Genomic DNA, 26,496 nt, shown 5'->3' on the forward strand with positions numbered 1-26,496 from the left:
CGGTCCGGGCTTCGTTGCCCGGGGGTGTGTGGGGGGTCGTGGGGCCGGGAGCGGCGGTTCGGTCTGGTCGCCCTCACCCCCTGCTCGGCTGGGCGGCCGACCGCTTCGCCTGGCGGGTGAGCCAGCGCATGCGGAGGGTGCCGACGAAGCCGGCGGGGGCGAAGATCATCGCGAGGATGAGGACCACGCCGTAGACGAAGGGGGCCAGCTGGGCGGCCTCGGTGTTGTTCAGGCCCCACCCGGCACCCAGGTCGGTGACGAACGGCGGCAGGAAGACCAGCAGCGCCGAGCCGAGCAGGGCGCCGAGCAGGCTGCCCAGCCCGCCGATCACGATCGCGGTGAGCAGGGCCAGCGAGAGCACCAGCGTGAACCCGCTGGGGGCGGCCAGCCGGACGACGAGGGCCAGCACCCCGCCGGCCAGCCCGGCCGCCGCGGCGCTCACCACGAAGGCGAGCACCCGCCACGCGCCGAGGTTGATCCCGGCCAGCTCGGCGGCGACCTCCTGGTCGCGCACCGCGCGCCAGGTGCGGCCGATCCGGCTGCGGATCAGGTTGGCGAGCAGGAAGTAGGTGATCAGCAGGCAGATGGCGCCGAGGTAGGCGAGCCACTTCGTGTTGGTCGCCGAGTTGCCCGAGACGGCGCTGATGAAGGACTCGAAGGCCTCCGGGGCCCGGGGGGCCCGCACCCGCATGCCCTGTTCGCCGCCGAGGACGTCGTGGAAGTAGATCGCCAGGCCCGGCAGGCCGACGGCGAGGGCCAGCGTGGCGCCGGCGAGGTAGGGGCCGTGCAGCCGGGCGGCGGCCACCCCGACCAGGGCGCCGACGGCGGTGGCGGTGACGATCGCGGCCAGCAGGATGAGCGGCAGCGGCAGTGGCTCGTCGGCGGAGAGGAACAGCGCGGTGGTGTAGGCGCCCACCGCCATCAGTGCGCCGTGGCCCAGCGAGATCTGGCCGTTCATCCCGGTCAGCACGGTGAGGCCGCCGGCCGCGATGGCGTAGTAGGTCAGCGTGGCCAGCTGGGAGTTGGTGAACGGGTCGGTGATCTCCAGCAGCACCACGGCTCCGACGGCCGCGATCAGCAGCACCACCAGGTGCCGCAGCAGCGTCGACTGGGGGAGCAGGCTGCGGCGCCGGGTGGCGGTGGGCTCGTCGGCGCCGGCGGTCGCCTCCGTGGGGGCCTCCTCGGAGGCCTTGCCGGCGGTGGCCGTGCCTGCGCCGTTCTTGCCCGTGGTGGGGCTCTGCAGGTCGCTCATGTCATGCCCTCCGAGCCGTGCTGCTGGCGAACAGGCCACCGGGGCGCACGAGCAGCACGACCATCAGGATGACCAGGGCGGCGACGTTGACCAGGGCACTGCCCCGCTCCACGTAGCCGCTGACGTAGCTGAGGGCCAGGCCCAGGATCAGCCCGCCGACGATGGCGCCGATGGGGGAGTCCAGGCCGCCGAGCACGGCGGCGACGAAGCCGAAGACGATCAGGCTGTCCATGTAGGCGGGGTAGACGAACTCCCCGCCGGCGATGAGCAGCCCGGCCAGCGAGCCGACGACGGCGGCGAGCGCCCAGCCGAGGGTGAGCATCCGGCCGACCCGCACGCCGAGCAGCCTGGCGACCTCCTGGCCGAACGCCGAGGCGCGCATCGCCAGGCCGATCCGGGTGAACCGGAACAGCACCACCAGCAGCGCCATGGTGACCAGCACCGCGGCGATCACCCAGACGCTGTTCGGGGTGAGCGCGATCCGGTTGTCGCCGACCTGGAAGCCCTCCAGCCCGAACGGCGTCGGGAACGACTGGAACGCCGAGCCGAAGACGATCGCGATCGCGGCCTGGATGGCGACGAAGAGGCCGAGGGTCACGATGACCGCGTTGAGCTCCGGGCCGCCCTCGACGGGCCGGATGACGACCCGTTCCACGAGGGCGCCCAGCACCAGCCCGGAGAGCAGGGCGACCACCAGGGCCACCCAGTAGGACTGCCCGGCCTGGATGAGCGCGAGGGCGATGAAGGTCGTCGCCGCCGCCATCGAGCCCTGGGCGAAGTTCACGATCCGGGTGGACCGCCAGATCAGCACCAGGGCGAGGGCGAAGGCCGAGTAGACCATGCCCTCGGTCAACCCGGTGAGGGTGACGTTCACGAAGTACTGCACGGAGGAGGTGCCTTCCTGGCGGTGCGGAGGGGACTCGGGAAGTGGGTCAGAAGCCCAGGTAGGCGTGCCGGAGGTCCTCGTCGGCCATCAACGTGCGGGCGGAGTCGGTGACGACCACCCGGCCGAGGTTGAGGACGACGCCGACGTCGGCCACCGACAGGGCGCTCCGCGCGTTCTGCTCGACCAGCAGGACCGACAGCCCCTCGCTGTCGACCAGGCGGCGGAGCAGACCGAAGATCTGCGCCACGATCCGGGGGGCCAGGCCCAGCGACGGCTCGTCGAGCAGCAGGATCCGCGGCTGGGCCAGCAGTGCCCGCCCGATCACGAGCATCTGCCGCTCGCCGCCGGAGAGGACGTGTGCCGGCTGGTCGCGGCGCTCGGCGATCCGGGGGAACAGGTCGTAGATGCGGTCGTACTCGCTCTTCTCGACCTTGCCCCGGAACAGCGCCCCGACCCGCAGGTTCTCGTGCACGGTGAGCTCGGCGATGACGCCGCGTCCCTCGGGCACGTGGGCCATGCCCCGGCCGACCATCGACTCGACGGAGGCGGAGGTGATGTCCTCCCCGTCCAGGACGACCCGGCCCGAGGAGCTCCGGACCAGCCCGCTGATGGTGCGCAGCAGGGTGGTCTTGCCGGCGCCGTTGGCCCCGAGGACGGCGGTGATCCGGCCGGTGTCCGCGCGCAGCGAGACCCCGTCCAGCGCCCGGACCGCGCCGTAGGAGGAGGTGAGGTCCTCGACCTCCAGCAGCGCCGGGCCGGCGGCGGTGCCCCCGTCGGTCGCGACCGCCGTGCTGCCGTGTGCGCGGGTGTCAGCCATGGTGGCGCCCTCCGTCGGTGCGGGTCGTGCCGGCCGCGTCCTCCTCGGCGGTGACCTCGTCGCCGAGGTAGGCCTCGGTGACGGCGGGGTCGGCCTGCACCTCGGCCGGGGTGCCGGCGGCGATCTGCCGCCCGGAGTCCAGGACGGTGATCCGGTCGCAGACCCGCATGACCAGGTCCATGTGGTGCTCGACCAGCAGCACGCTCATCCGACCGGACAGGGTGCGGATGAGCTCGCCGAGCTCGTGCATCTCGTCCTCGGCGAGACCGCTGGCGGGCTCGTCGAGCAGCAGCAGGTCGGGGGCGGAGACCAGTGCCCGGGCCAGCGCGACCCGCTTCTGCACCGGGTAGGGGAGGCCGCCGGGGTAACGGCCGGCGTACTTCTGGGCGCCCAGGTCGCTCAGCGCGGCCAGGGCCCGGGCGCGCAGCTCCCGCTCGTCGCGGTCGGAGCGCGGCAGGGCGAACAGTGCGGAACCGAAGCCGGCCCGGGCGTGCCGGTGGGCGCCGATCATGACGTTCTCCAGCACGGTCATGCCGGGGAAGAGGCCCACGCCCTGCAGGGTGCGGGAGATGCCCAGGCCGGCCAGCTGGTGCGGCTTCAGCCGGCGGAGCGGCTGGCCACGCCAGGTCATCTCACCGGCCGTGGGGCGCACGATCCCGCAGGCGACGTTGAACAGCGTCGTCTTGCCCGCGCCGTTCGGGCCGATCAGCCCGTGCACCTGGCCGGGCTCGACCACCAGCGAGACCTCGGAGAGGGCGATCACGCCGCCGAAGGCGACGGTGATCCCGGTCATCTCCAGGCTGGCAGACGGGGCGCGGTCGGTGTCCGGGGCAGCTGTGCGGTGGACCGCAGTGCTGCCTGCAGTCGGGGTCGGCTGCGCCAACGGGCCCACGGCTCCTTTGCCTCGGGTACCCCGTCCGCCGGGCATGGCGCGGCGGACGAGTGCCGGATGATCCGACTCCCCGAGGGTGCGGTGCGGTGAGTGCCGTCACAATGGGCGCGGAGCACAGCGATCGCTCTGATTGCTTGTGCAGTGTGCCGTGTGTCACAGATGGGGGGCGAGGTGCAACCGTTCCGACCCGAGGTCTCCGCGCGCCTGGCCCAGCTCGCTCCGCCGCTGCTGAGCCAGCTCGACGAGATGACCTCCCGGATGATCAGCATCCTGGAGCGCACCGAGGGCGCCTACACCGAGCAGGGCCCCGTCGTCCGGGCCGAGTTGTTCGAGTCCAGCCGGGCCAACCTCGAGCGGGCGGTGCGCACCCTGATGGGCGACTCCGACGACGGTGGCCGCGCGGCGCTCGCCGCGGCCCGGGAGGTCGGGAGCCGCCGGGCGATCCAGGGGGTGCCGCTGGAGACGGTGCTGCGCGCCTACCGGCTGGGCGGGCAGGTCACCTGGGAGGCGCTGCGCGCGACGGCGCGGGCGGCCGAGGCGCCGGGCGACAGCGACGTCCTGCTCGAGGTGGCGGGCTCGGTGTGGCACGTCAACGACGTGCAGTGCGCGGCCCTGGCCGAGGCGTACCGGACCGAGGAGCGGCGGCTGGCCGGCATCGACGACCAGGCGCGCCAGCAGGTGCTGGACGGGCTGCTGGGTGGCCGCGGGGGTGACCCGGTGTTCGTCCGGACGGCGTCGGAGCTGCTGGCGCTGCCGCTGGACGGGCGGTTGGTCTGTGCCGTCGCGCCCCCGGACGAGTCCGGGGGGCCGAACCTCGACGACCCCGGCGCCCGGCTGCTGAAGCGGGGCGTGCGCTCGGTGTGGGGCTGGCGCTCCGGTGCCCAGGTCGGGGTGGTGGCGCTGGGCACCCGCCAGGTCGGCGACGTGCTCAGCTGGCTGGCCGAGCTGGCCGGGGGCCCGGTGGGCGTCTCGGCCGTGGTGGACGGCGCCGCGGCGGTCGCCTCCGCCTGGCGGCTGGCCGACACCGCGGCCCGCACCCTGCCCCCCGGCCAGCCCCGGGTGGTCACGATCGACGACCGGTTGCCCGAGGCGCTGCTGAGCAGCTCCCCGGAGATCACCCGCCGGCTCGTGGAGCAGTCGTTGGGCCGGCTGCTCGACCTGCCCGTCGACGAGCGCGACGTGCTGCTGGACACGCTGACCGCCGTGCTGGCCGCGGACGGGTCACCGACGCGGGCCGCCGACCAGCTCTACTGCCACCGCAACACGGTCATGCACCGGTTGCGCCGGATCGAGCAGGTCACCGGCCGCTCGGTGGCCGACCCCCGGTCCCGGCTGCTCTGGCAGCTCGCCCTGCTGGGGGCCGACCACCACCGCTGACCCGGGTCTCCGAGGCGCGGTTCGGCCCCCTTGCAGGAGGGCAAGGGGGCCCTCCCATCACTGCAGGTAGTTCTCGACCTGCGGCTCCGGGCGCGGCTGGGCCTCGTCGGGGTCCTCGCCGTACTGCCGCTTGGCGTCCCGCTGGCGGATCAGGTCCCACAGCTGGTCGCGCTCCTCCTCGATCTGCCGGAGCCGGGCGCGCTGCTCGTCGGTGTGCTCGCTGGAGTCGCGGAGCGCGTGCTCCTCCTCGACCAGCGCGTCGATCTTGCTGCGGATCTCCTTGTCGTCCATGGCGGTCACCTTGCCCGGTCCGGGCGCCTCCCACGCCTGCCGGTCACGGCCGATCCGGCACCCAGCCCTCGACGAACGCAGCCAGCCGCCGGGTGACCGCGCCGCCGGCCCGGCCCAGCGAGAGCAGGGCCGCCCGGTCCAGCGGGACTCGGACCGTCCGCCGTCCGGCGTCGGCCACCCGCACCGCGTGCCCGTCGGCGACCAGCTCCGGCCAGGGGCGGTCCAACTGGGCGCGGACCCGGTCCAGCGCCGCGGCCGCCGGGCCGGCGTTGCCGGTGACCAGCGCGGTCACGAACGCCGGGTCGCTGCCGATCACCCGGGTGGCGTCCCGGAAGCTGCCGGCGGCGAGGGAGAGCGCGAGCGGGCCGGCCTGCCCGGCGGCGGCTGCCACCGCGGCGGCCAGCAGGTGCGGGACGGCGCTGATCGCCGCCACCGCGTCGTCGTGCTCGGCGGCGGTCACCGGCACCACCTCGGCGCCGACGGCCAGCGCGATCTCGGCGACCCGCAGCCAGCGCCGCAGGTCGGTGTCGGCCTCCAGGCACAGCGCCCAGCGGGCACCGGCGAACAGGGTGGGGTCGACGGCGGCGTGCCCGGAGCGTTCGGTGCCGCACATCGGGTGCCCGCCGACGTACCGGTCCCCGTGGGCGGCCCCCAGCTCGGCGAGCACCGGCGCCTTCACCGAGCCCAGGTCGGTGACCGTGGCGCCGGGGTCGATCCGCAGCCCGTCCAGCGCCGTGGCCATCGCGGGGAGCGGGACGGCGAGCACGACCACCCCGGTCAGCTCCCGGCGGATCGCCACGCCGGCGTCCTCCGCTGCGTCGCGGGCGGCCGGGTCGACGTCCCAGCCGGAGACCGGGCGCCCAGCCGCGGCCAGCGCGGCCGCCAGCGACCCGCCCAGCTGTCCGAGGCCGACGACGGACACCGGCGGTGCCGGCATCGTCGGGACGGGGAAGGAGCCGGTCACGGCGTCGCCTCGCCGGTCTCCCACGGGGTGTCCAGCCGGAAGACCCGGGCCAGGGCGGTGGCGACCGGCCGGCCGTTCGCGGTGGCCGCCTCGATCCGGTAGACGGCGGTGCGGCCGGTGCGGTGCAGCTCGACGCCCTCCGCGACCAGGTGGTCGCCGGGCCGGCCGGCGGAGAGGAACTCGGTGTGCACGTCCTGGGCGACGGCGACCGTGCCGTGGCTGTTGCTCACCGCGGCGTGCACCACGTCCAGCAGCGCCATCGTGGCGCCGCCGTGCGCCGTGCCGACCGCGTTGAGCAGGGTCGGGCCGACGGTCATCGACGCGCGGGCGTAGCCGGGCCGGACCTCCTCCAGCTCGATGCCCAGGTGAGCGGCGAGCGGATCGGCGGCGAGGGCGGCGAACAGTGCCGGGGCGACGGCGGGGACGTCGACCGGCGCGCTGTCGTCGGGGAGGGCGTCGGCCATGATCTACAGGCTATGGCCCCCTCCTCCGACTCCGGCACCACGCTGCGGCAGAGCTTCGCCGTCCGGGTCAGCTCGGCCGCCGGTCGCTGGCAGTGCGAGCTGCTCGCCGCCGGCGCCGACGACGAGCTCCCGGCCCTGGAACGCGCGCTCGGCGAGCCGGGCACCGCCGGCTGGCCGGGCCCGTTCGTGGTCGTCGTCGACAGCCGCCTCTACTTCGTCGTGCTGCGACACGGACCGGGCGGCATGGTCCGGGCGCTGGTGTCCGACGCCACGTTCCAGGAGCACCTGCTCGCGGCCGAGGCGGTGGAGCGCTACGGCATCCCGGTCGAGACCGGCGCCACGATCGACGACGCCTTCGACGAGGACGGTCAGGGTTGGCCCGGCGGTGACCTCGACGTCTTCGCCGACGCCGGGCTGCCGGCCGAGGAGCTGGCCCGGCTGCTGGACTCCGACGAGCTGTGGGCCGACGAGATGGTGCTGGCCATCGCCGAACGGCTGGGCTTCGCCGACGAGCTGACGGCGGTGGCGACCCCGTGAGCGTCCCCGGCCACGTCAGCGCCGTCGTCTTCGACCTGGGCGGCGTGCTCACCGAGAGCCCGCTGACCGCCTTCGCCGCCTACGAGGAGGAGGCGGCGCTGCCCGCCGGGTTCATCGTGGGGCTGAACAGCACGGACCCGGACACGAACGCCTGGGCCCGCTACGAGCGCCGGGAACTCGACGAGCCGGGGTTCCGGCGCGCCTTCGAGGCCGAGGCCGCCGCCGCCGGGCACCCGCTGGACGCCGCGCGGGTGCTCGAAGCGCTGGCGGGGGAGCTGCGCCCGGCGATGGTGGCGGCGGTGCAGCGGCTGCGGACGGCGGGGCTGCCGCTGGCGCTGCTGTCGAACAACGTGGCCCCGATGCAGCGCACCGGCCGGCTGGGCGAGCTGCTGGCGCTGTTCGACGTCGTCGTCGAGTCCTCGGTCGAGGGCGTGCGCAAGCCCGAACCGGCGATCTACCCGCTCGCGCTGCAGCGCCTGGGGGAGGCGGTCGGGCGGGAGATCGCGCCGTCGGACTGCGCCTACCTGGACGACCTGGGCATCAACCTCAAGCCGGCCCGCGCACTGGGCATGCACACGATCAAGGTCGTCGACCCCGGCACCGCGCTCGCCGAGCTGTCCGCGCTCACCGGCCTGGACCTGACGTGACCTCGTGGCGCAGTAGTGCTCTGGCTGCACCAGTGCGCCAGAGCACAACTCACGGCGAGGCACACCTGTCTGCCCGTCCGTGGGTGGGCCGGTGGTGACCGACGACGAGGCGATGCTGCGGGCGCTGGAGCTCGCGGCCGCCGCGCAGGAGTGGGGTGACACGCCGATCGGCGCCGTCGTCCTCGGGCGCGACGGGACGGTGCTGGCCGAGGCGGCCAACGAGCGGGAGAAGCGGGGCGACCCGACGGCGCACGCCGAGGTCCTGGCCCTGCGGGCGGCCGCGGCGGTGCACGGTGACGGCTGGCGGCTGACCGGGGCGAGCCTGGTGGTCACGCTCGAGCCCTGCACGATGTGCGCCGGCGCGAGCGTGCTGGCCCGGGTGGCGCGGGTGGTCTACGCCGCCGACGACCCGAAGGCCGGGGCGGCCGGTTCGCTGTGGGACGTCGTCCGGGACCGGCGGCTGAACCACCGGCCCGAGGTCACCGGCGGTGTCCGAGCCGAGGAGTCCGGCGCGCTGCTACGTGCGTTCTTCCGCGCGAAGCGGGGCCTGTAGTCTTTCCGGCGGTGGCGTGTCCGAGCGGCCGAAGGAGCACGCCTCGAAAGCGTGTGAGGTGCAAGCCTCCGTGGGTTCAAATCCCACCGCCACCGCCAGTCGAGAACGGCGGCGCCCTCCTGGGGGCGCCGCCGTTCTGGCGTCCCGGGGCCCGTCAGACCGGGACGTCGTAGTCGATGAGCAGTTGGCCGTCGTCGCCGCGGACCAGGGTGATCTGGTGCTGCTCGGGTCTGACGGTGCCGTCGCGCTCGGTGAAGGTCACCGGCATCGAGGCGACGAGCGACCCGTCCTGCGCCGACACCGGCCCGCGGGTGACGCTCTGGAAGCGGTTCCAGAAGGTGAGGTAGGCCGACCTGCTGCCGATCTCCGCGCGCAGCCGGGGCCCGGTGCGCTCCCAGGCCGACTCGGGGTCGCCGGGCAGCAGTGCGTAGTAGCTGGTGATCGCCTGGCTCACCTCGGCGGCGGAGCCCGGGGCCGGGCCTGCGGGCGGCGGGGGCGAGCTCGGGGCTGGGGACGGCGGTGATGTCGTGGGCGTGGGGCTCGAGGTCGCCGTCGGGGCCGGGGTCGCTGCGGCGGTCGGGGTCTCCGGGGGGACCGACGGGATCACCGGCTCCTCCTCGGTCGCCGGCGCGGGCTCGGAGGACGACGGTGCCGGCGGTGGGGTGCTGGCCGCTGCCGACGGCGCCCCGCCGTCGTCCGGCCGGGTGTTGAGCCAGACCGCGCCCAGCGTGCCGGACAGGGCGAGGAGCACCACCGCGACGGCGGCGAGCAGGCGGGACCGGCGGCGACCGCGGCGCGGCGCGGGGGCGGGCGAGGTGGGCCGGCCGGCCGCAGGCACCGCACCGGCCACCGGTGTGGCACTGCCGGTCCCCGGGCCGGCGGTGGCCTCGGGCTGACCGCCGGTCTCCGGGGACGGCGCCGGGTCGGCCGGCACCGCCGACCGGGCGGCGGGCGCCCCTGCGGCGGACGCGGCGGATGCGGAGTCGGCGTCGGCGTGCCCGGTGGCGAGGGAGTCGGAGTCGGCGGACCCGGTGGTGGGGGAGTCGGGGCCGGGGGACCCGGTGGTGGGGGAGTCGGTGACGGCCGGCCCGTCCGTCGCCCCGGTCGGCTCCGCGTCGGAGACCGGGCGCAGGTCGGCGAGCGTCGGCAGCAGCGGCGTGCGCGCGGTGAGCACCTCGGTGACGTCGCCGTCCCGGCCGGCGGCCAGCTTCGCCAGCTGGTCGCGGACCTGCGACATCGTCGGCCGCTTCGCCGGGTCGTTGTCCAACATCCGCCGGAGCGGCCGGGTGAGCGCCCCGGCGTTCCGCGGGCGGTTCACGTTCCCGCCGGCGACCCGGTGGAGCATCTCCAGCGGGTTCTCCGTCATCCCGAACGGCGGGGTCCCCTCCAGGCAGGCGTGCAGCGTCGCACCCAGGGAGAAGACGTCACTGGCCTCCCCGGGCTCCTGCCCGCGGGCGACCTCGGGAGCCAGGTAGGCCGGCGTCCCCTTGACCACGCCGGTCTGGGTGAGCGAGACGTCGCCACGGGCCCGGGAGATGCCGAAGTCGGTGATCTTCACCAGGCCGGCGCTGCGCGGCCCCTCGCCGATCAGGATGTTGCCCGGCTTCACGTCCCGGTGGACCACGCCGACGGCATGCGTGGCCACCAGCGCATCGGCGACCTGGGCGCCGATCTGGGCCACCTGCTGCACCGGCAGCGTGCCCCGCTGGGCCAGCACGATCGCCAGGCTCTGGGAGGGCAGGTACTCCATGATCAGCCACGGCGTCCCGCCGTCGTCGACCATGTCGTAGACCGCGACGGCGTGCGGATGGGTCAGCCGGGCGGCGATCCGGCCCTCACGCATCGCCGCGTCGCGGTGCCCGGCGGTCGTCTCCGGGTCGCTGCCGAGCGGGATGAGCACCTGCTTGACCGCGACGTCGCGGCCCAGCAGCTCGTCACGGGCCAGCCAGACCGCACCCATCGCCCCGCCACCGAGCCGGGAGCGCAGCAGGTAGCGCCCGGCCACCCGGGCGCCCGGCGCCGTCACCTCAGCTCTGCTCGCACCCGGCCCGCCGGCGTCAGGCGGAGACCGGGGCCCCGTACCGGCGGGCGTACTCGGTCTGGGCGCCCTCGGGCAGCGCGTCGTAGAGGTCGGCGAGCTGGTCGACCGAGCTCTGCGGCAGCTCGTCGAACAGCTGCTGCCAGCTCGGCGGCTCGTCGTGGCTGCGGGTCAGCAGCAGCTCCCACGCCCGGGTCTGCCGCTCGCGCTGTGCGCGTCCGGCGACCAGGCCGGAGAGGTACTGGTCCTTGGCGGCGTCCTTCTCGGCGCGGGTGGCGTCGGGCGGGAGGTTGCTGGGGTCGGTCTCCTCAAGTGCGGTGACGATCGCCGCGACCACGTCGGGGCGTACCTGCTCAGCGTTGCTCATGTCGGTCCTCCCGGTGTCCGGTCCGTGCGGCGGTCGCCGTCCCGTAGATCACTCAACCACTCTCCGGCCCCGCTGGCCGCTCGGGTGGAGGGGAGCGGCTGACCGCCGCGGACCCGACCGGTACAGTGGCCCGCGCACTGGAGGATTCGCCTAGTGGCCTATGGCGCTCGCTTGGAAAGCGGGTTGGGTGCAAGCCCTCGGGAGTTCGAATCTCCCATCCTCCGCAGGTAGAGCGCCGTCACGGCGCCGAGCATGAGCACACCTCCGACCAGTGCGGTCGGGGCGAGCCGCTCCCCGAGCACCACGGTCGCCAGCGCGGTCGCGGTCAGCGGCTCCAGCAGCGTCACGATCGAGGCGACCGCGGCCGGCACGGCCCGCACCCCGGTGAAGAACAGCCCGTACGCCAGCGCGGTCGGCACCAGCCCGAGGTAGACCAGCAGCGCCAGCCCCAGCGGGTCGGTGGTGAGGTCGAGCCCGGCGGCCAGCGCCACCGGCGTCAGCAGCACGGCGCCCACCGTGAAGCCCACCGTCGTCGTCGGCACCCCGGCCGGGGCCCCGGCCGACAGCAGCACGACGGCGGCGTAGGCGACCGCGCAGCCGACCGCGGCCAGCGCGCCCAGCACCACCGCGTCCCCGCCGTCGCCGCCCGCGGAGACCCCCACGAGCAGCACGAGCCCGGCCAGCGCGACGACCAGGGCGGCCCCCGTCGCCCGGTCGGGGCGGCCGTGCCCGAGCGCGGCGGCGCCCACGGCGACCAGCAGCGGCGCCAGGCCCAACGCGACCAGCGTCGCGATGCTCACCCCCGCCGTGGCCACGGCGGCGAAGTAGGCGGCCTGGTAGGCCGCCAGCCCCGCGCCGACGCCGGCCAGCCGCCAGCGCAGCGACCGCGACGAGGCGACGGGCTGGACGGCGGACCGCGCCGCGCGGCGCCGTCCGAGCAGGTGGACGGCGAGCAGGGCCACGGCGCCGACGGCCATCCGGTGCCACGCGACGTCCAGCGGGTCGAGGTCGGTGCGGTCGGCGACCAGGTCACCGCTGATGCCCGCGGTCCCCCAGCACAGTGCGGCGAGGACGACGAGCACGAAGCCCCGGGCGGACGGGGAGGTCGGGCCGGGCTGAGGGGTGCGCCCGGTCATGCGGCGGGAGCGTACGGGGGGTGCCGGCGGGCGGGTGCGGCGTCCGTCGCGGCTGCGTCCTCTACAGTGGACGTCGACCCCTCGTGCGGCGTCACCCTGTGAACCTCCCCAGGGCCGGAAGGCAGCAAGGATAAGCGGGCTCTGGCGGGTGTGCGGGGGGTCCTTTCTCTTCTCCCGACGGTTCCCAGCCTCCTCCCAGGTTGGTGCGCTGCAATGCACCCACCTTCGAGCGGGGGAGTGGCCGTGCCCAGTCGTCGCACCTGGTGGATCACCGGCGGGGCCGTGGCGGTCGTCGCCGCAGGCGCGATCGGTGGGCCGCTGGTCTACGCCGCCCTCGAGGAGGACGCACCCCCGGCGCCAACCGTCCAGGCGCAGCCGGAGGAGGTCGCCCTCACGCCGGACACCGACGGCACCTGGACCATCGCCCCGAGCTCCACCGCGGGCTACCGCGTGGACGAGGTGCTCAACGGCGCCGACGTCACCGTGGCCGGCGTGACCGACCAGGTCACCGGCTCCGTCGTCGTCTCCGACGGGGACCTCGCCGACGCCGACGTGACCGTGGACGTCGCCTCGATCACCACCGACAGCGGCCGCCGCGACTCCTACTTCCGGGACAACGTGATGGACGTCGACGCGAACCCCACCGCGACGTTCTCCGTCGTCGAGGTGGCCGACCTCCCCGAGGTCACCGGCACCCCGGTCACCGTGCCGGTCACCGGCGAGCTGACCCTGGCCGGCGTGACCCAGCAGGTGCAGACCGAGATCTCCGTGGTCCGCACCGCCGGGGGCATCGACGTCTCCGGCTCCGTGCCGGTGACCTTCGACGACTACGGGATCGACCCCCCGAACCTGGGCTTCGTCCGGGTCGAGGACTCCGGTTCCGTCGAGTTCCTGCTGCACCTCACCCTCTGAGCGGGCCGCGCTGCACCGGAGTGTCGGTGCGGCCACGTAGCCTCGCGGCGTGGCTCTGGCGCTCTACCGCAAGTACCGTCCGGCGACCTTCGCCGAGGTGGTCGGGCAGGAGCACGTCACCGCACCCCTGATGAACGCCGTGGACGGCGGGCGGATCAACCACGCCTACCTGTTCAGCGGGCCGCGGGGCTGCGGGAAGACCTCGTCGGCACGGATCCTGGCGCGCTCGCTCAACTGTGAGCAGGGGCCCACCTCGACCCCCTGCGGCGTGTGCGGCTCGTGCATCGCGCTGGCCCCCGACGGCCCCGGCTCGATCGACGTCATGGAGATCGACGCGGCCAGCCACGGTGGTGTCGACGACGCCCGCGACCTGCGCGAGAAGGCGTTCTTCGCCCCGGTGCACAGCCGCTACAAGGTCTACATCGTCGACGAGGCGCACATGGTGAGCTCGCAGGGCTTCAACGCCCTGCTCAAGGTGGTCGAGGAGCCGCCGGAGTTCCTGGTCTTCGTCTTCGCCACCACCGAGCCGGAGAAGGTCCTCCCGACCATCCGCTCGCGCACCCACCACTACCCGTTCCGGCTGGTGCCGCCCAGCACGCTGCGCGGCCTGCTGGAGAGGACGTGCGAGGCCGAGGGCGTCACCGTGGAGCCGACGGTGTTCCCGCTGGTGGTCCGGGCCGGCGGCGGCTCGGTGCGCGACTCGCTGTCGATCCTCGACCAGCTGCTGGCCGGCGCCGGCCCCGAGGGGGTCACCTACCGGTCGGCCGTGGGCCTGCTCGGTGTCACCGACGAGGCGCTGCTCGACGAGGCCGTCGACGCCTTGGCCGCCTCCGACGCGCCGGGCGTCTTCCAGGCCGTCGACCGGGTGGTCGAGGCCGGGCACGACCCCCGCCGCTTCGCCACCGACCTGCTGGACCGGCTGCGCGACCTCATCGTGCTGGACGCCGTGCCCGAGGCCGGCGGCAACGGCCTGCTCGACAGCCCGCCCGACCGGCTCGACGTGATGAGCCGGCAGGCCCAGGCGCTGGGTTCCGCCACGTTGTCCCGGCTGGCCGACACCGTGCACGAGGGCCTCACCGAGATGCGCGGGACGACGGCCCCCCGGCTGCTGCTGGAGCTGGTCTGCGCCCGGATGCTGCTGCCCGGGGTCGACGGCTCGGCCACGGCCACCCTGCAGCGCCTGGAGCGCCTGGAGCGGCGGATGTCGATCGCCGGCGAGCACGCCGGTCGCCCGGAGGCGGCGGCCGTGCCGGCGCCGGTGCGCGAGCCCGCCCGGCCGGCTCCGGCGCAGGCCCCGCCGGCCCCGGCTCAGGCCGCTCCGACGCAGGCTCCGGCCCAGCCCCCGGCCGCCGAGCCGGCAGCGCCCCCCGCCGCCGCGCAGCCCAGCCGGCCGGCCTACGTGCGTCCCTCGCAGGCCCGCTCCGCGCCGGCCACCCCGACGCCCGCCCCGGCGTCCCCGCCGGCCCCGGAGGGGGACGACGGCTGGCCGGTGACCGCCCGCCCGGGCGCCCCGGCCCCGGCGCCGTCGTCCTCCCGGCCGCCGGCCGCCGAGCCCCCGCGGCCGCGGCCGGAGGGGTCCTCGGCGTCCGAGGTCCCGCTGCCGCCCGAGCCCACCGACGACGAGGACTGGCCGCAGCCGTCCCGCCCCGCCGCTCCGGAACCGCGCCGGGCCACCGCACCGGCCGCCGACGCCGCTCCTGCCCTCGCGCCCGCTCCGGCGCCCGGGGCCGCGGCGGAGTCGGCACCTGCGCCACGCGGCGGCGAGCCGACTCCGCTGGTGTCGGCCACCCCGGAGGAGCCCGCCGGTGACGACGGCGCGCTGACCACGGCCGACGTCCGGCGGATCTGGCCGGAGCTGCTCAAGGTGGTGCGCGGGCACAAGCGCACCACCGAGGCGCTGCTCAAGAGCGCCCAGGTGCACGACCTGACCAACGGGGTGCTCACCCTGGCGGCCACCTCGCCGGCGCTGGCCAAGATGCTGGGCGACGACCTGAACAAGGACGTGATCCGGCAGTCGCTGGAGGAGCTGCTGGGCGTCCGCTGGAAGGTGCAGGCCGTCGTCGAGGGTGGCCCGGGTCAGCCCGGCGGCGCGGGGCGTGGCCCGGGTGGGGCGCCGGTGTCACCGGAGGCCGCGCGGGCCGCCGTGCAGGCCGCGGAGTCCGCCGAGGCCGACGAGCTGATGGCCGAACGGGCCGCCGACGCGGACTCCGGCGGCACCGCGGACAACGCGCCGGCGCTGGACCCCGAGGCCGCCGCGCTGCAGCTGCTGCGCACCCAGCTCGGCGCGCGGCCGATCGACAGCTGACCGGCGCACCGGCTCCTACGGCGTGGACCGTGGCGGCGCGGACCGCTGGGCGAGCCGGCGCACCCAGGGGTCGACCAGCCGTGGGGTCAGCGGTCCCAGCACGGCGAGGATCAGCACGTAGGCGGCGACCGTCGAGCCGAAGGCCGCCGGGACGCTGCCGAGCACCAGCCCGGCGATGATGATCGAGAACTCGCCGCGGGCCACCAGCGCGGCACCGGCGCGCACCCGTGCGGGTGGCCCGACCCCGGCCCGGCGCCCGGCGATCCAGCCGGTGCCGAACTTGGTGACGATGCCGACGGCGGCGAGCGCGGCCGCGGGCAGCAGGGCGGCCGGCAGCTGGGTCGGGTCCGTCGAGAGCCCGAAGAAGACGAAGAAGACGGCGGCGAACAGGTCCCGCAGCGGCGAGAGCACGTCCCCGATCCGCTCGGCGACCTCGCCGGAGAGGGCGATGCCGAGCAGGAACGCGCCGACCGCGGCCGACACGTGCACCGCCTCGGCGGCGCCGGCGACGAGCAGCGCCAGCCCGAGCACCCGGAGCAGCAGGATCTCGTTGGACCGCGCCCCCACGAATCGGGTCACGGAGTGGCCGTGGCGCACCGCGACGGCCAGCACGACCGCGAGAGTGGTCAGCGCGACCGTGACCGACAGCACCGCGTCACCGGTGCTGCTGGCCGCCACGACGCCGGTGAGGATCGGGAGGTAGGCGGCCATCGCCAGGTCCTCGATGACCAGCACGCCGAGCACGGCCGGGGTCTCCCGGTTGCCGAGCCGGCCGAGGTCGGTGAGGAGCTTCGAGATGATCCCCGAGGAGCTGATCGCGGTGACACCGAACAGGGCCAGCGCGGCCGTCGGGCCCCAGCCCAGGAACAACGCCAGCGCGGCGCCGGGCAGGCCGTTGAGCAGCAGGTCGGCGACGCCGACCGGCGCTTGGCGGCGCAGGTTCTCGACCAGGTCGCCGGCGGTGTACTCCAGCCCGAGGACGAGCAGCAGCAGCACGACGCCGACCTCGGCGCCGGTGGAGAAGAAGCCCTCCGGCGCGTCCAGCGGCAGCAGTCCGCCGGTGCCGAACGCCAGCCCGGCCAGCAGGTACAGCGGGATGGGGGACAGGCCGATCCGGCCGGCCAGCGAGCCGAGCAGCCCCAGCCCGAAGACGACCGCGCCGAGCTCGAGCAGCAGGACCGCGGTGTGCCCGACCTCCATCAGCGGGGCTTGAGCAGGTCACCGACCGCTGCGACACCGTCCGACGTCCCGACCACGACCAGCCGGTCCTCGACCTGGAACCGGAAGTCCGGGGTGGGGGAGGCGATCATCTCCTCGCCGCGGACCACCGCGACCACGGAGGCGCCGGTGCGGGTCCGGATGGCCGCATCGCCCAGGGTGGCGGCGACGTAGGGGGAGCCGGGCTCGATCGGCACGCCCTCGGTGGCCAGGCTCTCCACCTGCTCGCGCAGCCGGGACAACCGCTCGGTGATCCGGGGCGCGCCCAGCAGCTCGGCGACGACCTCGCTCTCCTCGGCGGTCAGCTCGATCGTGGCCGCGGTGGCGTCTGGGTCCTGCTCGTCGTAGAGGACGACGTGCCGGGCCCCGTTGCGCTGGGAGATGACCCCCACCCGCCGTCCCTGCGCGGTCACCAGGTCGTGCCGCAGGCCGATGCCCGGCAGCCGCGTCTCCTCGACGTCCATCCGGCGTCCCCTCCTCCTGCTCCGTGCCTGCGCCGTCCCGCCCATCGTGCCGGGCCGCGGTGCTCTCAGTGGGCAGCGACCCCCGGCGTCCGGTCCAGGGCCCGGAAGCGGGTCAGCGCGGCGACCGACAGCACCGGGCCGGCGGCGAGCAGCACCAGCGTCCACCGCCAGGAGACCGCGTCGGCCAGGTAGGGCAGCGCGCTGATCGTCACGGTGGTGAGCAGGAAGCCCGTCGCGGTCTGCACGGTCAGGGCGGTGCCGACCCAGCGCCGGTCGGACACCTCGCTGAGCAGGGTGGAGAACATCGCCGAGTCGGCGATGACGCTGGCTCCCCAGACGCAGACGAAGACGGCGAACACCCCCGTCGGCCACGACCAGGCCCACGGCGAGAGCAGACAGCACACGCCGCTGGTGGCCACCGCGACGGTGGCGACCGTCGCCCGGCCCCACCGGCCGGCGAGCCAGCCGGCCAGCACGCAGCCCGCGGCGCCGCAGATCCCGAACGCGGTCAGGGTCAGCAGGGCGATCCGGGCGGCCGGCAGGGCGGGGTCGTGCACGTCCCGCGAGGCGGTCATCCACACCGCGGCCCAGGTCCAGAGGGCGTAGAGCTCCCACATGTGCCCGAGGTAGGCGAGGTTCACCAGCCGCGGGCGGGCCGACCGGAAGCCGTCGAAGGCCTGCGCGGCGCGGGGGCGGGCGCCGACCGCCAGGTGCGGTCCGGCGCGCAGCAGCCCCAGCGCCAGCAGGGCAGCGACCGCGCCGCTGGCCGCGGCAGCGACCAGCACGGTCCGCCACGAGTCGCCGAGGACGCCGACCAGCAGTTGCGGCAGCAGCGAGCCCAGGGTGAGCGCACCGATCAGCACGCCGAGCGCCAGCCCCCGGCCGCGGGCGCCGAACCAGGAGGCCATCAGCTTCATGCCGATCGGGTAGACCAGCGCCAGGCCCGTCCCGGTGAGGAAGCGCAGCGCGATGCCGACCAGCGGCCCGTCGGCCAGGACGGCGACGCCGAGGGTGCACGCGGCGGCGGCGCCGGCCCCGGTCGCCAGCAGCCGCTCGGGGCGCACCCGGTCGGCCAGCCCGGTCGTCGCCGAGGCCAGCGCGCCCACCACGAAGCCCAGCTGCACGGCGACGGTGAGGCCGACCCCACCGGCCGTGCCCAGCTCCCAGTCGCGGCGCAGCACCGGGAGCACCGCGGACGCGGAGAACCACACCGCCAGCGCCAGCACCTGGGTCAGCGCGATGAGCGCCAGCTGCGACCACGGCCCGGTGCGTGCCCCGCCCACGGGGCTGCGGACCGGTACGCCGTCGTTGGCCACGGGACGACCCTGCCACCGACCCGGGCCGCACCTCACGTCGGCCCGGCGCGGGAGCGCGTGCGGCGGGCTGTCGGTGCCAGCACCTACGCTCGGACCATGCGACCCGGTGGCCAGCCCGACATGCAGCAGATCATGAAGCAGGCACAGCAGATGCAGCAGCAGTTGGCTGCTGCGCAGGAGGAGCTGGCCCGCGCCGAGGTGACCGGTTCGGCCGGTGGCGAGCTGGTCACCGTGACCATGACCGGCAGCGGTGAGGTCACCGCCGTCACGATCGCCCCGGCCGCCGTCGACCCCGACGACGTCGAGAGCCTGCAGGACCTGGTGGTCGCGGCCGTCCGTGACGCCCAGCGCGCCGTCGGCGAGCTCACCGCCTCCACGATGGGCCCGCTGACCGGCGGTCTCGGTGGCGGGCTGGGTCTCCCCGGCCTCTGATCCACCCGGGTGCGCACACCGCCACCCGCATCGAAGGAGAACCGTGTACGAGGGCGCTGTCCAGGACCTCATCGACGAGCTCGGGCGGCTGCCCGGCGTCGGTCCCAAGAGCGCGCAGCGCATCGCCTTCCACCTGCTGGCCGCCGAGTCGACCGACGTCGGCCGACTCGTCGCCGCGCTGCAGCGGGTGCAGGCCGAGGTCCGCTTCTGCGTGACCTGCCACAACGTCGCCGAGGCCGAGCAGTGCCGGATCTGCCGTGACCCGCGGCGCACGCTCGACGTCATCTGCGTCGTCGAGGAGCCCAAGGACGTCGTGGCGATCGAGCGGACCCGGGAGTTCAAGGGCCGCTACCACGTGCTCGGCGGGGCGATCAGCCCGATCGAGGGGATCGGCCCCGACGACCTGAAGGTCAAGGAGCTGATGACCCGGCTGATGGACGGCCAGGTCACCGAGCTGATCATCGCCACCGACCCGAACCTGGAGGGCGAGGCGACCGCCGCCTACCTGGCCCGGCTGGTCGGCCCGCTGGGGCTGGCGGTCTCCCGGCTGGCCAGTGGGCTGCCGGTGGGCGGTGACCTGGAGTACGCCGACGAGGTCACCCTGGGCCGGGCGTTCGAGGGCCGCCGCCGCATCGACGCCTGAGGAGGACCCCCTTGCCCCCCACGCCTCGCGAGCTCGGCGCGGGCCCTGCAAGGGGGCCGTACTGGTTGAGCGTTCGATCACAGCCGGCCGCAGGAACTGGCGGGTGCGGCGGCTGCGGGGCACTCTGGACGGGTGGTCGGGCCAGGTTCGTTGACGCGTCGTCGCGCCATCGACCTCATGCGCCTGGCCGGCACGCTCTGTCGGTGAGCCGACACCCCTGACCGGAGGTCCGCGCCGCGCCGTTCGGCGCCGAGCCAGCTGGACCCCGGCAGTGGAGAGCTGTGCCCGCCGTCCGCTCCACCTGCGAGGACCCCCGTGATCGAGCTGTCCGACGTCCGCAAGGTCTTCCCCGCCCGCCGCACCGCCGGCGAGGTGGTCGCCCTCGACGGCGTGAGCCTGTCCGTCGCCCGCGGTGAGTTCGCGGGTGTGGTGGGCCCCAGCGGCTCGGGGAAGAGCACCCTGGCCCGGCTGGTGAACCTGCTCGAGCGGCCGACCTCGGGGACGGTCACCGTGGACGGCCGGGTGCTCACCGACCTCGACGCCGCCGGGGTCCGGGAGGCCCGCCGCAGCATCGGCATGATCTTCCAGCACTTCAACCTGCTCGACTCCCGCACCGCGGCCGGCAACGTCGAGCACCCGCTGGAGCTGGCCGGGGTCGGCCGCACCGAACGCCGCCGCCGGGTCGCGGACCTGCTGGACTTGGTCGGCCTCGCCGACCGGCACGCCTCCCGGCCGGCTCAGCTCTCCGGCGGGCAGAAGCAGCGGGTCGCGATCGCCCGCGCCCTGGCCGCCCGCCCCTCCGTGCTGCTCTGCGACGAGGCGACCTCGGCCCTGGACCCCGCCAGCACCACCGGCGTGCTGGAGCTGCTGCGCCAGGTGCGCGCCGAGCTGGGGCTGACCGTGCTGCTCATCACCCACGAGATGTCGGTCGTCCGTGCGGTCTGCGACAGCGCGGTGCTGATGAGCGACGGCCGGGTGGTCGACGGTGGTCCGCTGGCCGAGGTGCTCGCCCGCCCGGGCTCTGCGCTGGCCGCCCAGCTGGTCCCGGCCCCGGCGACGCCCGCCGCGGGGGAGGCCGCAGGTGCGCTGGTGCTGGTCACGGTCACCGACGCGACCCCGCACGGCGCCGTCCTGCAGACCCTGACCGCCGAGCTCGGCCTGTCGGTCGAGGTGGTCGGCGGCTCGGTGGAGACCGTCGCCGGCCGGCGCTTCGGCCGGCTGCTGCTGCGGGTCGAGGGCGACGACGGCCGGCTGGACCCGGCGCTGGCGCGGCTGCGGGCCGGCGGAGCGCTGGTGGAGCGGGCCGCCGCCGGTGACCCCCGACCCCAGCCGGACGCCGACGACGCACCCCGACCACCCCGCGAGCCCGACGTGCAGCGGCTCGCCGACGCCCCGGACGTGCAGCGATGAACGACTGGTCCCGGATCGCCCCGCAGCTGCTGGACGCCACCGGCGAGACGCTCTACATGGTCGGCGTCGCCACTGCGCTGACCGTGCTGCTCGGCGTGCCGCTGGGCGTGCTGCTCACCATCACCGCGCCCGGGGCGCTCGCCCCGCACCCACTGCTGAACCGGGTGCTCGGCCTGGTCGTCAACCTCGGCCGCTCGCTTCCCTTCATCATCCTGCTGGTCCTGGTCGCCCCGGTCACCCGCGGCATCGTCGGCACGACCATCGGCTCGACGGCGACGATCGTGCCGCTGACCATCGGCGCCGTCCCGTTCCTGGCCCGGTTGGTCGAGACCAGCCTGCGCGAGGTGGCGCACGGCAAGGTCGAGGCGACGCTGGCCATGGGCGCGCGGCGCCGCGACGTCGTCCGCACCGTGCTGCTGCCCGAGGCGCTGCCCTCGCTGGTCGCCGGGGTCACCGTCACCGTCGTGGCGCTGATCAGCTACTCGGCCATGGCCGGCGCGATCGGTGGCGGCGGGCTCGGCGACTTCGCCATCCGCTACGGCTACCAGCAGTTCCGCACCGACATCACGTTGGCGACCGTCGTCCTGCTGCTCGTGGTGGTGCAGCTCCTCCAGTGGGCCGGCGACCGCTGGGCCCGCCGGCTCGCCACCTCCTGACCGTCCGTCCCGTTCCACCGAGGAGAGAACCGATCATGCGCACGAAGAACCCCCTGGCCGCTGCGGCCGCCGTCGCGACCGCCCTGGCGCTGAGCGCCTGCGGTGGGGGCACCGCCGAGCTGTCGGCCGAGGACGAGCCCCTGCAGGTCGGGGCGTCGCCGGTCCCGCACGCGGAGATCCTCCGTTTCGTCGACGACGAGCTCGCCGACGAGGCCGGACTGGACCTGGAGATCGTCGAGTTCACCGACTACGTCCAGCCCAACGTCGCCCTGGACGACGGCTCGATCGACGCCAACTACTTCCAGACGGTCCCCTACCTGGAGGAGCAGGAGGCCAACGCCGGCTACGACTTCACCGCGCTCGAGCCGGTGCACATCGAGCCGCTGGGCATCTACTCCGACTCGCTGACCGACCTCGCCGCGCTGCCCGACGGCGCGACGGTGGCGATCCCCAACGACCCGACCAACGCCGGTCGGGCGCTGCGGCTGCTGGCCGCCAACGACCTGATCACGCTGGCCGACACCGGTGACGCGGCGCCCACCGCGCTCGACGTCGAGGGCAACCCCAAGAACCTGCAGATCCAGGAGATCGAGGCGGCCCAGCTGCCCCGGTCACTCGTCGACGTCGACGCCGCGGTGATCAACGGCAACTACGCGATCGACGCCGACCTCTCGCCGGCCGAGGACGCCCTCGCGCTGGAGGAGGCCGAGGGCAACCCCAACGCCAACCTGGTCGTCGTGCGGGCCGGCACCGAGGACGACGAGCGGATCGGCCAGCTGGAGGAGCTGCTGCACTCCGACGAGGTGCGGACCTTCATCGAGGAGAACTACGGGGGCGCGGTCATCCCCGCCTTCTGAGCCGTACCGACCGGAGCAGGACCGGCGGGGTCAGGGCTCGACGACGACGTCCGGGCCCCGCCGGACCGCCCGGCGCACCCGCAGCCGCAGCACCTGGCCGAACCGCTTGACCAGCCCGGAGTAGCCCGGGGTGGGCCCGTGGTAGCCGAGGAACCCGCGCGGGCCGGAGACCATCTCGCCGGTGGACAGGTCGTAGCGGGCCTGGTGCCACGGGCAGACGAGGCAGCCCTCGGCATCGACGTGGCCGTCGGCGAGGTCGGCGAGCTGGTGCCGGCACCGGCGGGAGACCGCGGCCAGCCGGTCGCCGGTGTTGGCCACCGCCCACCGTCCGGCGGGGCGCACGGCGCCCGGGGGCAGGTCGGCGGCGGGGACGCGGTCGGGCACGAGGCCTCCTGATCTGGGGCGGTCTGGTCTCGGGCGGTGGTCAGCCCCCTACCCCGTGCAGCGGCGGGCAGACGTGGCGCGCCGCGCCGGTCGAACTGTCGGTGCGCGGTGGGACGGTCGGCCTCCCGACACGAGGAGGAGCGATGCCCACTCGTACGACACCCTGGCCGGCCGGCACACCGTGCTGGATCGACCTCGGCACCCCCGACCCGGACGCCGCCCGGTCCTTCTACGCAGCGGTCCTCGACTGGACCTACCGCGACACCGGTCCCGACTCCGGCGGGTACCTGTTCTGCCTGAAGGACGGGCACGAGGCGGCCGGGCTCGGCCCGCAGCAGGACCCCGCCGACCCACCCCGCTGGACGACGTACTTCGCCACCGACGACGCCGATGCGACGGCCGCCCGGGTGACGGAGGCCGGCGGCACGGTCCTGGCCCCGCCGATGGACGTCGGCCCGGCCGGCCGGATGGCGATCGTCGCCGACCCGCAGGGCAGCCCGTTCGGGCTCTGGCAGGCCGGCACCACCACCGGCGTGCAGGTCTTCAACGAACCCGGCGCGCTGGCCTGGAACGAGGCCGCCGTCGACGACCCGGCGGCGGCGCAGGAGTTCTACACCGCCGTGTTCGGCTTCGCCTGGGAGGAGATCCCGGACGCCGGCGGCTACAGCACCTTCGCCACCGGTGACCGCCCACTGGGCGGGCTGGGGGGCGTGGTCGAAGGGCTGCCCCGCGGCTGGAGCAACGCGTTCTCGGTCGCCGACACCGACGCGGCGGTCCGGGCGGTCGAGACCGGCGGCGGCAAGGTGCTGATGCCGGCCGAGGACACCCCGTACGGCCGGGTCGCCGTCGTCACCGACCCGTGGAGAGCAGCGTTCTCGGTCATGCAGGAGCCGGCCGGCTGAGCCCGGACAGGACCTGACATCTGGCACCTGTGCCCGGCGGCCGGCAGGGCAGAGGCTGGGTCCTGCCCCGCCGAGCGGACGACGGGGCAGCACCGGGTCGACTCACTGACCCAGCCGAGGGGAGTGGTCGGCGTGCGCGACGTCGTCCTGTACCTGCACGTCGTGGCGGGCGCCGCCGGTCTGCTGCTCGGGCCGGCCTGGCTGCTGGCCCGGCAGCGCGGGAGGCCGGGCCGGGGGCCGGCGGCCGGCTACCAGGTCGCGGTCGGCGTGGTGGCGGTGACGGCCGGCCTGCTGGCGGTCACCGACCCGAGCCTGGTGTGGCTGCTGCCGGTGGCCGTCGGCACCGAGGTGCTGGCGGTCACCGGGGCGCTGGCCCGGCGCCGCCGGTGGTCCGGGTGGCGCAGCTGGCAGCCACACCTGCTGGGCGGCTCCTACATCGCGCTGGTCACCGGCGTGCTGATCGCGGAGACGGGCAACCCGGGGTTCTGGCTGCTGCCTGCGCTGATCGGGCAGCTGCCGATCGCCGTCGCCAAGCACCGGCTCGCCGGGGTGCCCGCAGAACCGCTGGCCCAGGGCGCGTGACCAGGGTGGGCCCGTGCCCGGCCGTCACGCAGCCCACTTGCAGGGCGGTGGGGGACGATGGGCCCATGCGTCTTCTCTCCCGGCTGCTCGTCCCGCTGGCCGTCGGTGTGCCCGCCGTTCTCCTGGGCGCCGGTCCGGCCCTCGCTGTCGAGCCGTTCGCACCGACCGAGCAGCTCGTCGACCAGGCCGACGTGCTGGACAGCGGTGAGGAGGCGGAGGTCGAGTCGGCCCTGCAGGAGCTGCAGACCGAGGACGGCACCCAGCTCTACGTCGTCTACGTCGACGACTTCGGTGAGCTGAACGGCCGGGAGTGGGCGACGGAGGCCTTCGACGTCGCCGGGCTGGGCACGAACGAGGTGCTCTTCGCCGTTGCCACGGAGCAGGAACGCGTCGGCTACTACGTCGGGCAGAGCTCCCCTGTGACGCAGAGCGGGCTCGACTCCTTCGTGAGCACCGAGGTCGAGCCGTACTTGGTCGAGGGAGACTGGTCCGGTGCCGCGGTGACACTGGCGGAGGGCATCCAGTCCGGCGACGGCGCGTCGGCCGGCAGCGCGTCCGGTTCTGGCGGTGACGGGGGCGGGGGAGCCCTCGCCGTGCTCGTCGGGATCGCCGTCGTCGGTGGTGGCGGGTACGCGTTGATGAAGAGCCGGCGGCGCAAGAAGCAGCAGGCCATCGCCGCCCGGGCGGCGGAGGAGCGCGCCGCCGCCGAGGCCGCCGCCCGCGACCCGCACCACGGCACCTCCACCGAGCAGCTGACCTTCCGGGCCAGCCAGGAGCTGCTCGACCTCGACGAGGCGGTCAAGACCTCCGAGCTCGACCTCGCCTACGCCCGCTCGCAGTACGGCGAGCAGTCGGTCGCCGGCTTCCAGGACGCGCTGAACCGGTCCAAGGCCGAGCTCTCCCAGGCGTTCGCCCTGCGGCAGGAACTGGACGACGAGTTCCCCGAGGACGAGCCCACCCAGCGCCGCATGCTCACCCAGCTGTTGCAGCTCACCGCGGCCGCCGACGCCCGGCTGGCCGAGCAGGCCGAGGCGTACGCGAAGCTGCGCCACCTGCAGGAGTCCGCACCCGAGACACTGGCCGCGCTGACCCCGGTGATCCAGGGGGTCCGGGCGCGGATCCCGGCGACCGAGGCGACCCTGGGAGACCTGCAGCGGCGGTACGCCCGCTCGGCCTGGGCGCCGGTCGCCGACAACGTGACCGAGGCGCGCACCCGCACCGACTTCGCTGAGCAGGCGGTCGCCTCCGGGCAGACCGAGCTCGACCAGGGTCGGCCCGCCGGGGCGGTCCCGGCGATCCGGGCGGCCGAGGACGCACTCGCGCAGAGCCGCACGCTGCTGGACGCGGTGGGCCGGCTGGCCGAGGAGCTGGCGGACAGCGGCGCGCGGTTCGACGAGGTGCGGGCGGAGACGGAGCGGGACATCGCCGAGGCCCAGGCGATGCTGTCCCGCGGCGTCGACACCCCGGGGCTGCGGGAGCAGCTCGCCCGGGCCGAGCGCGCGCTGGCCAGCAGTGCGGCGGAACTCCAGCCGCGCGACGGTGAACTGCCCGACCCGCTGGCCGTGGTCCGGCGGCTGGACGAGGCGGACCTGGCCCTGGAGGCGGCCCTGGAGCCGGCGCGCGACGTCCGGCAGCAGCAGGAGCGGGCCACGGCCCACCTGCAGCAGGCCATCCGCGCCGCCGACTCGTCGGTCACCGTCGCTGGTGACTTCATCTCCACCCGGCGCGGCGCCGTCGGCAGCCCCGCGCGCACCCGGCTGGCCGAGGCCGAGCGGCACCTGGACGAGGCGTCCCGGTCCGCCGCGGCAGACCCGATCGCCGCCCTGCGGGCGGCCCAGCGTGCCGACGGCCTGGCCCGGCAGGCGCTGACCGCGGCCCAGCAGGACGTCGAGGAGTACATGGCCGGCGGCTACGGCGGTGGGTACGGCGGACGTCCGGGCTACGGCGTGGGCCCACGGCGGGGGTACGGCGGGGGTGGCATCGCCGGTGGTGTGGCCGGCGGTGTGGCCGGCGGCCTGCTCGGCAGCATCCTGCTGGGCGGGCTCGGTGGCGGCTACGGCGGCGGTTTCGGAGGCGGCGGTGGTGGCGGGGGCTTCGGCGGCGGCGGGGACTTCGGCGGCGGCGACTTCGGCGGTGGCGGGAGCTTCTGACCGTCGGGCCACTTGTCTGTTCACCACGGCGTCAGGATCCGGTC

At 75.2% G+C, this 26,496-nt stretch carries 27 protein-coding genes, 2 tRNA genes, 1 other RNA gene and 1 pseudogene; 17 read left to right on the plus strand and 14 right to left on the minus strand.

The genetic code is table 11. The features are described from left to right. Window positions 1-73 precede the first annotated feature (73 nt). The 4 genes from O2W53_RS01405 to O2W53_RS01420 are packed head-to-tail and all read right to left on the minus strand — an operon-like array spanning window position 74 to window position 3,847. Window positions 74-1,252, minus strand: a complete 1,179-nt coding sequence (locus tag O2W53_RS01405) for a branched-chain amino acid ABC transporter permease (RefSeq protein ID WP_269161258.1) — start codon at window positions 1,250-1,252, stop codon at window positions 74-76. Between the two features lies 1 nt (window position 1,253). Continuing rightward, on the minus strand, window positions 1,254-2,138 hold the full coding sequence (locus O2W53_RS01410) for a branched-chain amino acid ABC transporter permease (RefSeq protein WP_269161259.1): 885 nt from the start codon (window positions 2,136-2,138) through the stop codon (window positions 1,254-1,256). Window positions 2,139-2,184: 46 nt separating this feature from the next. After that, the gene (locus O2W53_RS01415) at window positions 2,185-2,955 is read right to left on the minus strand and encodes an ABC transporter ATP-binding protein (RefSeq protein ID WP_269161260.1); all 771 of its coding nucleotides are present in this window, start codon (window positions 2,953-2,955) and stop codon (window positions 2,185-2,187) included. Further along, entirely contained in the window at window positions 2,948-3,847 is a 900-nt protein-coding gene (locus O2W53_RS01420; protein ID WP_269161261.1) for an ABC transporter ATP-binding protein, read from the minus strand. Before O2W53_RS01420 ends, O2W53_RS01415 begins: the two co-directional genes overlap by 8 nt. Window positions 3,848-4,018: 171 nt before the next feature. Between O2W53_RS01420 and O2W53_RS01425 the strand changes: the two genes are divergently transcribed. Next, window positions 4,019-5,224 (plus strand): helix-turn-helix domain-containing protein, encoded by a 1,206-nt coding sequence (locus O2W53_RS01425; protein WP_269161262.1) that lies wholly within the window; start codon window positions 4,019-4,021, stop codon window positions 5,222-5,224. Between the two features lie 57 nt (window positions 5,225-5,281). On the opposite strand, the gene O2W53_RS01430 is transcribed toward O2W53_RS01425, so the two are convergent. From O2W53_RS01430 to O2W53_RS01440, 3 genes are read right to left on the minus strand one after another with little or no spacing between them, the layout of a single operon-like run. Continuing rightward, window positions 5,282-5,515, minus strand: coding sequence for a DUF2630 family protein (locus O2W53_RS01430; RefSeq protein WP_269161264.1), 234 nt, complete (start codon window positions 5,513-5,515; stop codon window positions 5,282-5,284). Between the two features lie 43 nt (window positions 5,516-5,558). Next, window positions 5,559-6,479: a prephenate dehydrogenase gene (locus O2W53_RS01435; protein ID WP_269161265.1), complete on the minus strand. Its 921-nt coding sequence runs from the start codon at window positions 6,477-6,479 to the stop codon at window positions 5,559-5,561. Beyond that, the gene (locus O2W53_RS01440) at window positions 6,476-6,943 is read right to left on the minus strand and encodes a PaaI family thioesterase (RefSeq protein WP_269161266.1); all 468 of its coding nucleotides are present in this window, start codon (window positions 6,941-6,943) and stop codon (window positions 6,476-6,478) included. Before O2W53_RS01440 ends, O2W53_RS01435 begins: the two co-directional genes overlap by 4 nt. A gap of 12 nt (window positions 6,944-6,955) precedes the next feature. Between O2W53_RS01440 and O2W53_RS01445 the strand changes: the two genes are divergently transcribed. The 4 genes from O2W53_RS01445 (at window position 6,956) to O2W53_RS01460 (ending at window position 8,778) form a co-directional block, all read left to right on the plus strand. Then, the gene (locus O2W53_RS01445) at window positions 6,956-7,480 is read left to right on the plus strand and encodes a tRNA adenosine deaminase-associated protein (protein ID WP_269161267.1); all 525 of its coding nucleotides are present in this window, start codon (window positions 6,956-6,958) and stop codon (window positions 7,478-7,480) included. Beyond that, window positions 7,477-8,127: an HAD-IA family hydrolase gene (locus O2W53_RS01450; protein ID WP_269161268.1), complete on the plus strand. Its 651-nt coding sequence runs from the start codon at window positions 7,477-7,479 to the stop codon at window positions 8,125-8,127. Before O2W53_RS01445 ends, O2W53_RS01450 begins: the two co-directional genes overlap by 4 nt. A gap of 94 nt (window positions 8,128-8,221) precedes the next feature. Then, window positions 8,222-8,680: a nucleoside deaminase gene (locus O2W53_RS01455; RefSeq protein ID WP_269161269.1), complete on the plus strand. Its 459-nt coding sequence runs from the start codon at window positions 8,222-8,224 to the stop codon at window positions 8,678-8,680. Between the two features lie 10 nt (window positions 8,681-8,690). Next, window positions 8,691-8,778, plus strand: a tRNA-Ser gene (locus O2W53_RS01460). Between the two features lie 56 nt (window positions 8,779-8,834). On the opposite strand, the gene O2W53_RS01465 is transcribed toward O2W53_RS01460, so the two are convergent. Further along, window positions 8,835-10,706, minus strand: a complete 1,872-nt coding sequence (locus tag O2W53_RS01465) for a serine/threonine-protein kinase (RefSeq protein WP_269161270.1) — start codon at window positions 10,704-10,706, stop codon at window positions 8,835-8,837. Window positions 10,707-10,737: 31 nt separating this feature from the next. After that, a complete protein-coding gene (locus O2W53_RS01470) occupies window positions 10,738-11,085 on the minus strand; it encodes a hypothetical protein (protein WP_269161271.1) in 348 nt (115 codons plus the stop codon). A 139-nt stretch (window positions 11,086-11,224) separates the two neighbouring features. Between O2W53_RS01470 and O2W53_RS01475 the strand changes: the two genes are divergently transcribed. Further along, window positions 11,225-11,309, plus strand: a tRNA-Ser gene (locus O2W53_RS01475). 66 nt (window positions 11,310-11,375) lie between these two features. Here O2W53_RS01475 and O2W53_RS01480 read toward each other — a convergent pair. Beyond that, window positions 11,376-12,221, minus strand: a pseudogene (locus tag O2W53_RS01480) (DMT family transporter); the annotation flags it as partial. A 72-nt stretch (window positions 12,222-12,293) separates the two neighbouring features. Here O2W53_RS01480 and ffs point away from each other — a divergent pair. The 3 genes from ffs (at window position 12,294) to O2W53_RS01495 (ending at window position 15,438) form a co-directional block, all read left to right on the plus strand. Continuing rightward, window positions 12,294-12,389, plus strand: an RNA gene (gene ffs, locus O2W53_RS01485) — signal recognition particle sRNA small type. Window positions 12,390-12,464: 75 nt separating this feature from the next. Beyond that, window positions 12,465-13,133, plus strand: a complete 669-nt coding sequence (locus O2W53_RS01490; protein ID WP_269161272.1) for a YceI family protein — start codon at window positions 12,465-12,467, stop codon at window positions 13,131-13,133. A 49-nt stretch (window positions 13,134-13,182) separates the two neighbouring features. Beyond that, window positions 13,183-15,438: a DNA polymerase III subunit gamma and tau gene (locus O2W53_RS01495; RefSeq protein ID WP_269161273.1), complete on the plus strand. Its 2,256-nt coding sequence runs from the start codon at window positions 13,183-13,185 to the stop codon at window positions 15,436-15,438. Between the two features lie 15 nt (window positions 15,439-15,453). On the opposite strand, the gene O2W53_RS01500 is transcribed toward O2W53_RS01495, so the two are convergent. The 3 genes from O2W53_RS01500 to O2W53_RS01510 form a co-directional block, all read right to left on the minus strand. Then, window positions 15,454-16,638, minus strand: coding sequence for a cation:proton antiporter (locus O2W53_RS01500; RefSeq protein WP_269161275.1), 1,185 nt, complete (start codon window positions 16,636-16,638; stop codon window positions 15,454-15,456). Continuing rightward, window positions 16,638-17,120: a cation:proton antiporter regulatory subunit gene (locus tag O2W53_RS01505; RefSeq protein WP_269161276.1), complete on the minus strand. Its 483-nt coding sequence runs from the start codon at window positions 17,118-17,120 to the stop codon at window positions 16,638-16,640. The genes O2W53_RS01500 and O2W53_RS01505 overlap by 1 nt, the downstream gene beginning before the upstream one ends. Window positions 17,121-17,185: 65 nt before the next feature. Continuing rightward, window positions 17,186-18,436, minus strand: coding sequence for an MFS transporter (locus O2W53_RS01510; protein ID WP_269161277.1), 1,251 nt, complete (start codon window positions 18,434-18,436; stop codon window positions 17,186-17,188). Window positions 18,437-18,532: 96 nt separating this feature from the next. Between O2W53_RS01510 and O2W53_RS01515 the strand changes: the two genes are divergently transcribed. The 5 genes from O2W53_RS01515 (at window position 18,533) to O2W53_RS01535 (ending at window position 22,434) form a co-directional block, all read left to right on the plus strand. Next, window positions 18,533-18,868, plus strand: coding sequence for a YbaB/EbfC family nucleoid-associated protein (locus O2W53_RS01515; RefSeq protein ID WP_269161278.1), 336 nt, complete (start codon window positions 18,533-18,535; stop codon window positions 18,866-18,868). Between the two features lie 43 nt (window positions 18,869-18,911). Next, entirely contained in the window at window positions 18,912-19,511 is a 600-nt protein-coding gene (gene recR / locus O2W53_RS01520; RefSeq protein WP_269159620.1) for a recombination mediator RecR, read from the plus strand. 315 nt (window positions 19,512-19,826) lie between these two features. After that, complete coding sequence (locus O2W53_RS01525) at window positions 19,827-20,921, plus strand: methionine ABC transporter ATP-binding protein (protein WP_269161279.1); 1,095 nt, start codon at window positions 19,827-19,829, stop codon at window positions 20,919-20,921. After that, entirely contained in the window at window positions 20,918-21,577 is a 660-nt protein-coding gene (locus O2W53_RS01530) for a methionine ABC transporter permease (RefSeq protein ID WP_269161280.1), read from the plus strand. Before O2W53_RS01525 ends, O2W53_RS01530 begins: the two co-directional genes overlap by 4 nt. A 35-nt stretch (window positions 21,578-21,612) precedes the next feature. Then, the gene (locus tag O2W53_RS01535) at window positions 21,613-22,434 is read left to right on the plus strand and encodes a MetQ/NlpA family ABC transporter substrate-binding protein (RefSeq protein WP_269161281.1); all 822 of its coding nucleotides are present in this window, start codon (window positions 21,613-21,615) and stop codon (window positions 22,432-22,434) included. A gap of 30 nt (window positions 22,435-22,464) precedes the next feature. On the opposite strand, the gene O2W53_RS01540 is transcribed toward O2W53_RS01535, so the two are convergent. Beyond that, a complete protein-coding gene (locus tag O2W53_RS01540) occupies window positions 22,465-22,818 on the minus strand; it encodes a Rieske (2Fe-2S) protein (RefSeq protein WP_269161282.1) in 354 nt (117 codons plus the stop codon). A gap of 143 nt (window positions 22,819-22,961) precedes the next feature. On the opposite strand from O2W53_RS01540, the gene O2W53_RS01545 reads away from it, so the two are divergent. The 3 genes from O2W53_RS01545 (at window position 22,962) to O2W53_RS01555 (ending at window position 26,452) form a co-directional block, all read left to right on the plus strand. Beyond that, window positions 22,962-23,720 carry a VOC family protein gene (locus O2W53_RS01545; RefSeq protein ID WP_269161283.1) on the plus strand — a complete coding sequence of 253 codons (759 nt, stop codon included), beginning with the start codon at window positions 22,962-22,964 and terminating at the stop codon, window positions 23,718-23,720. Between the two features lie 132 nt (window positions 23,721-23,852). Continuing rightward, on the plus strand, window positions 23,853-24,302 hold the full coding sequence (locus O2W53_RS01550) for a hypothetical protein (RefSeq protein ID WP_269161284.1): 450 nt from the start codon (window positions 23,853-23,855) through the stop codon (window positions 24,300-24,302). A gap of 65 nt (window positions 24,303-24,367) precedes the next feature. Further along, window positions 24,368-26,452: a TPM domain-containing protein gene (locus O2W53_RS01555; RefSeq protein ID WP_269161285.1), complete on the plus strand. Its 2,085-nt coding sequence runs from the start codon at window positions 24,368-24,370 to the stop codon at window positions 26,450-26,452. The last annotated feature ends 44 nt before the right edge of the window (window positions 26,453-26,496 follow it).

The organism is Modestobacter sp. VKM Ac-2978, assembly GCF_026968025.1.
Taxonomy (GTDB): domain Bacteria; phylum Actinomycetota; class Actinomycetes; order Mycobacteriales; family Geodermatophilaceae; genus Modestobacter.

Bases quoted from the DNA above. Each gene is read 5' to 3' on its own strand.
- O2W53_RS01405 (WP_269161258.1), bottom strand. From the start codon at position 1,252: ATGAGCGACCTGCAGAGCCCCACCACGGGCAAGAACGGCGCAGGCACG.
- O2W53_RS01415 (WP_269161260.1), bottom strand. From the start codon at position 2,955: ATGGCTGACACCCGCGCACACGGCAGCACGGCGGTCGCGACCGACGGG.
- O2W53_RS01430 (WP_269161264.1), bottom strand. From the start codon at position 5,515: ATGGACGACAAGGAGATCCGCAGCAAGATCGACGCGCTGGTCGAGGAG.
- O2W53_RS01440 (WP_269161266.1), bottom strand. From the start codon at position 6,943: ATGGCCGACGCCCTCCCCGACGACAGCGCGCCGGTCGACGTCCCCGCC.
- O2W53_RS01445 (WP_269161267.1), top strand. From the start codon at position 6,956: ATGGCCCCCTCCTCCGACTCCGGCACCACGCTGCGGCAGAGCTTCGCC.
- O2W53_RS01470 (WP_269161271.1), bottom strand. From the start codon at position 11,085: ATGAGCAACGCTGAGCAGGTACGCCCCGACGTGGTCGCGGCGATCGTC.
- O2W53_RS01500 (WP_269161275.1), bottom strand. From the start codon at position 16,638: ATGGAGGTCGGGCACACCGCGGTCCTGCTGCTCGAGCTCGGCGCGGTC.
- O2W53_RS01505 (WP_269161276.1), bottom strand. From the start codon at position 17,120: ATGGACGTCGAGGAGACGCGGCTGCCGGGCATCGGCCTGCGGCACGAC.
- O2W53_RS01515 (WP_269161278.1), top strand. From the start codon at position 18,533: ATGCGACCCGGTGGCCAGCCCGACATGCAGCAGATCATGAAGCAGGCA.
- O2W53_RS01530 (WP_269161280.1), top strand. From the start codon at position 20,918: ATGAACGACTGGTCCCGGATCGCCCCGCAGCTGCTGGACGCCACCGGC.
- O2W53_RS01535 (WP_269161281.1), top strand. From the start codon at position 21,613: ATGCGCACGAAGAACCCCCTGGCCGCTGCGGCCGCCGTCGCGACCGCC.
- O2W53_RS01545 (WP_269161283.1), top strand. From the start codon at position 22,962: ATGCCCACTCGTACGACACCCTGGCCGGCCGGCACACCGTGCTGGATC.
- O2W53_RS01555 (WP_269161285.1), top strand. From the start codon at position 24,368: ATGCGTCTTCTCTCCCGGCTGCTCGTCCCGCTGGCCGTCGGTGTGCCC.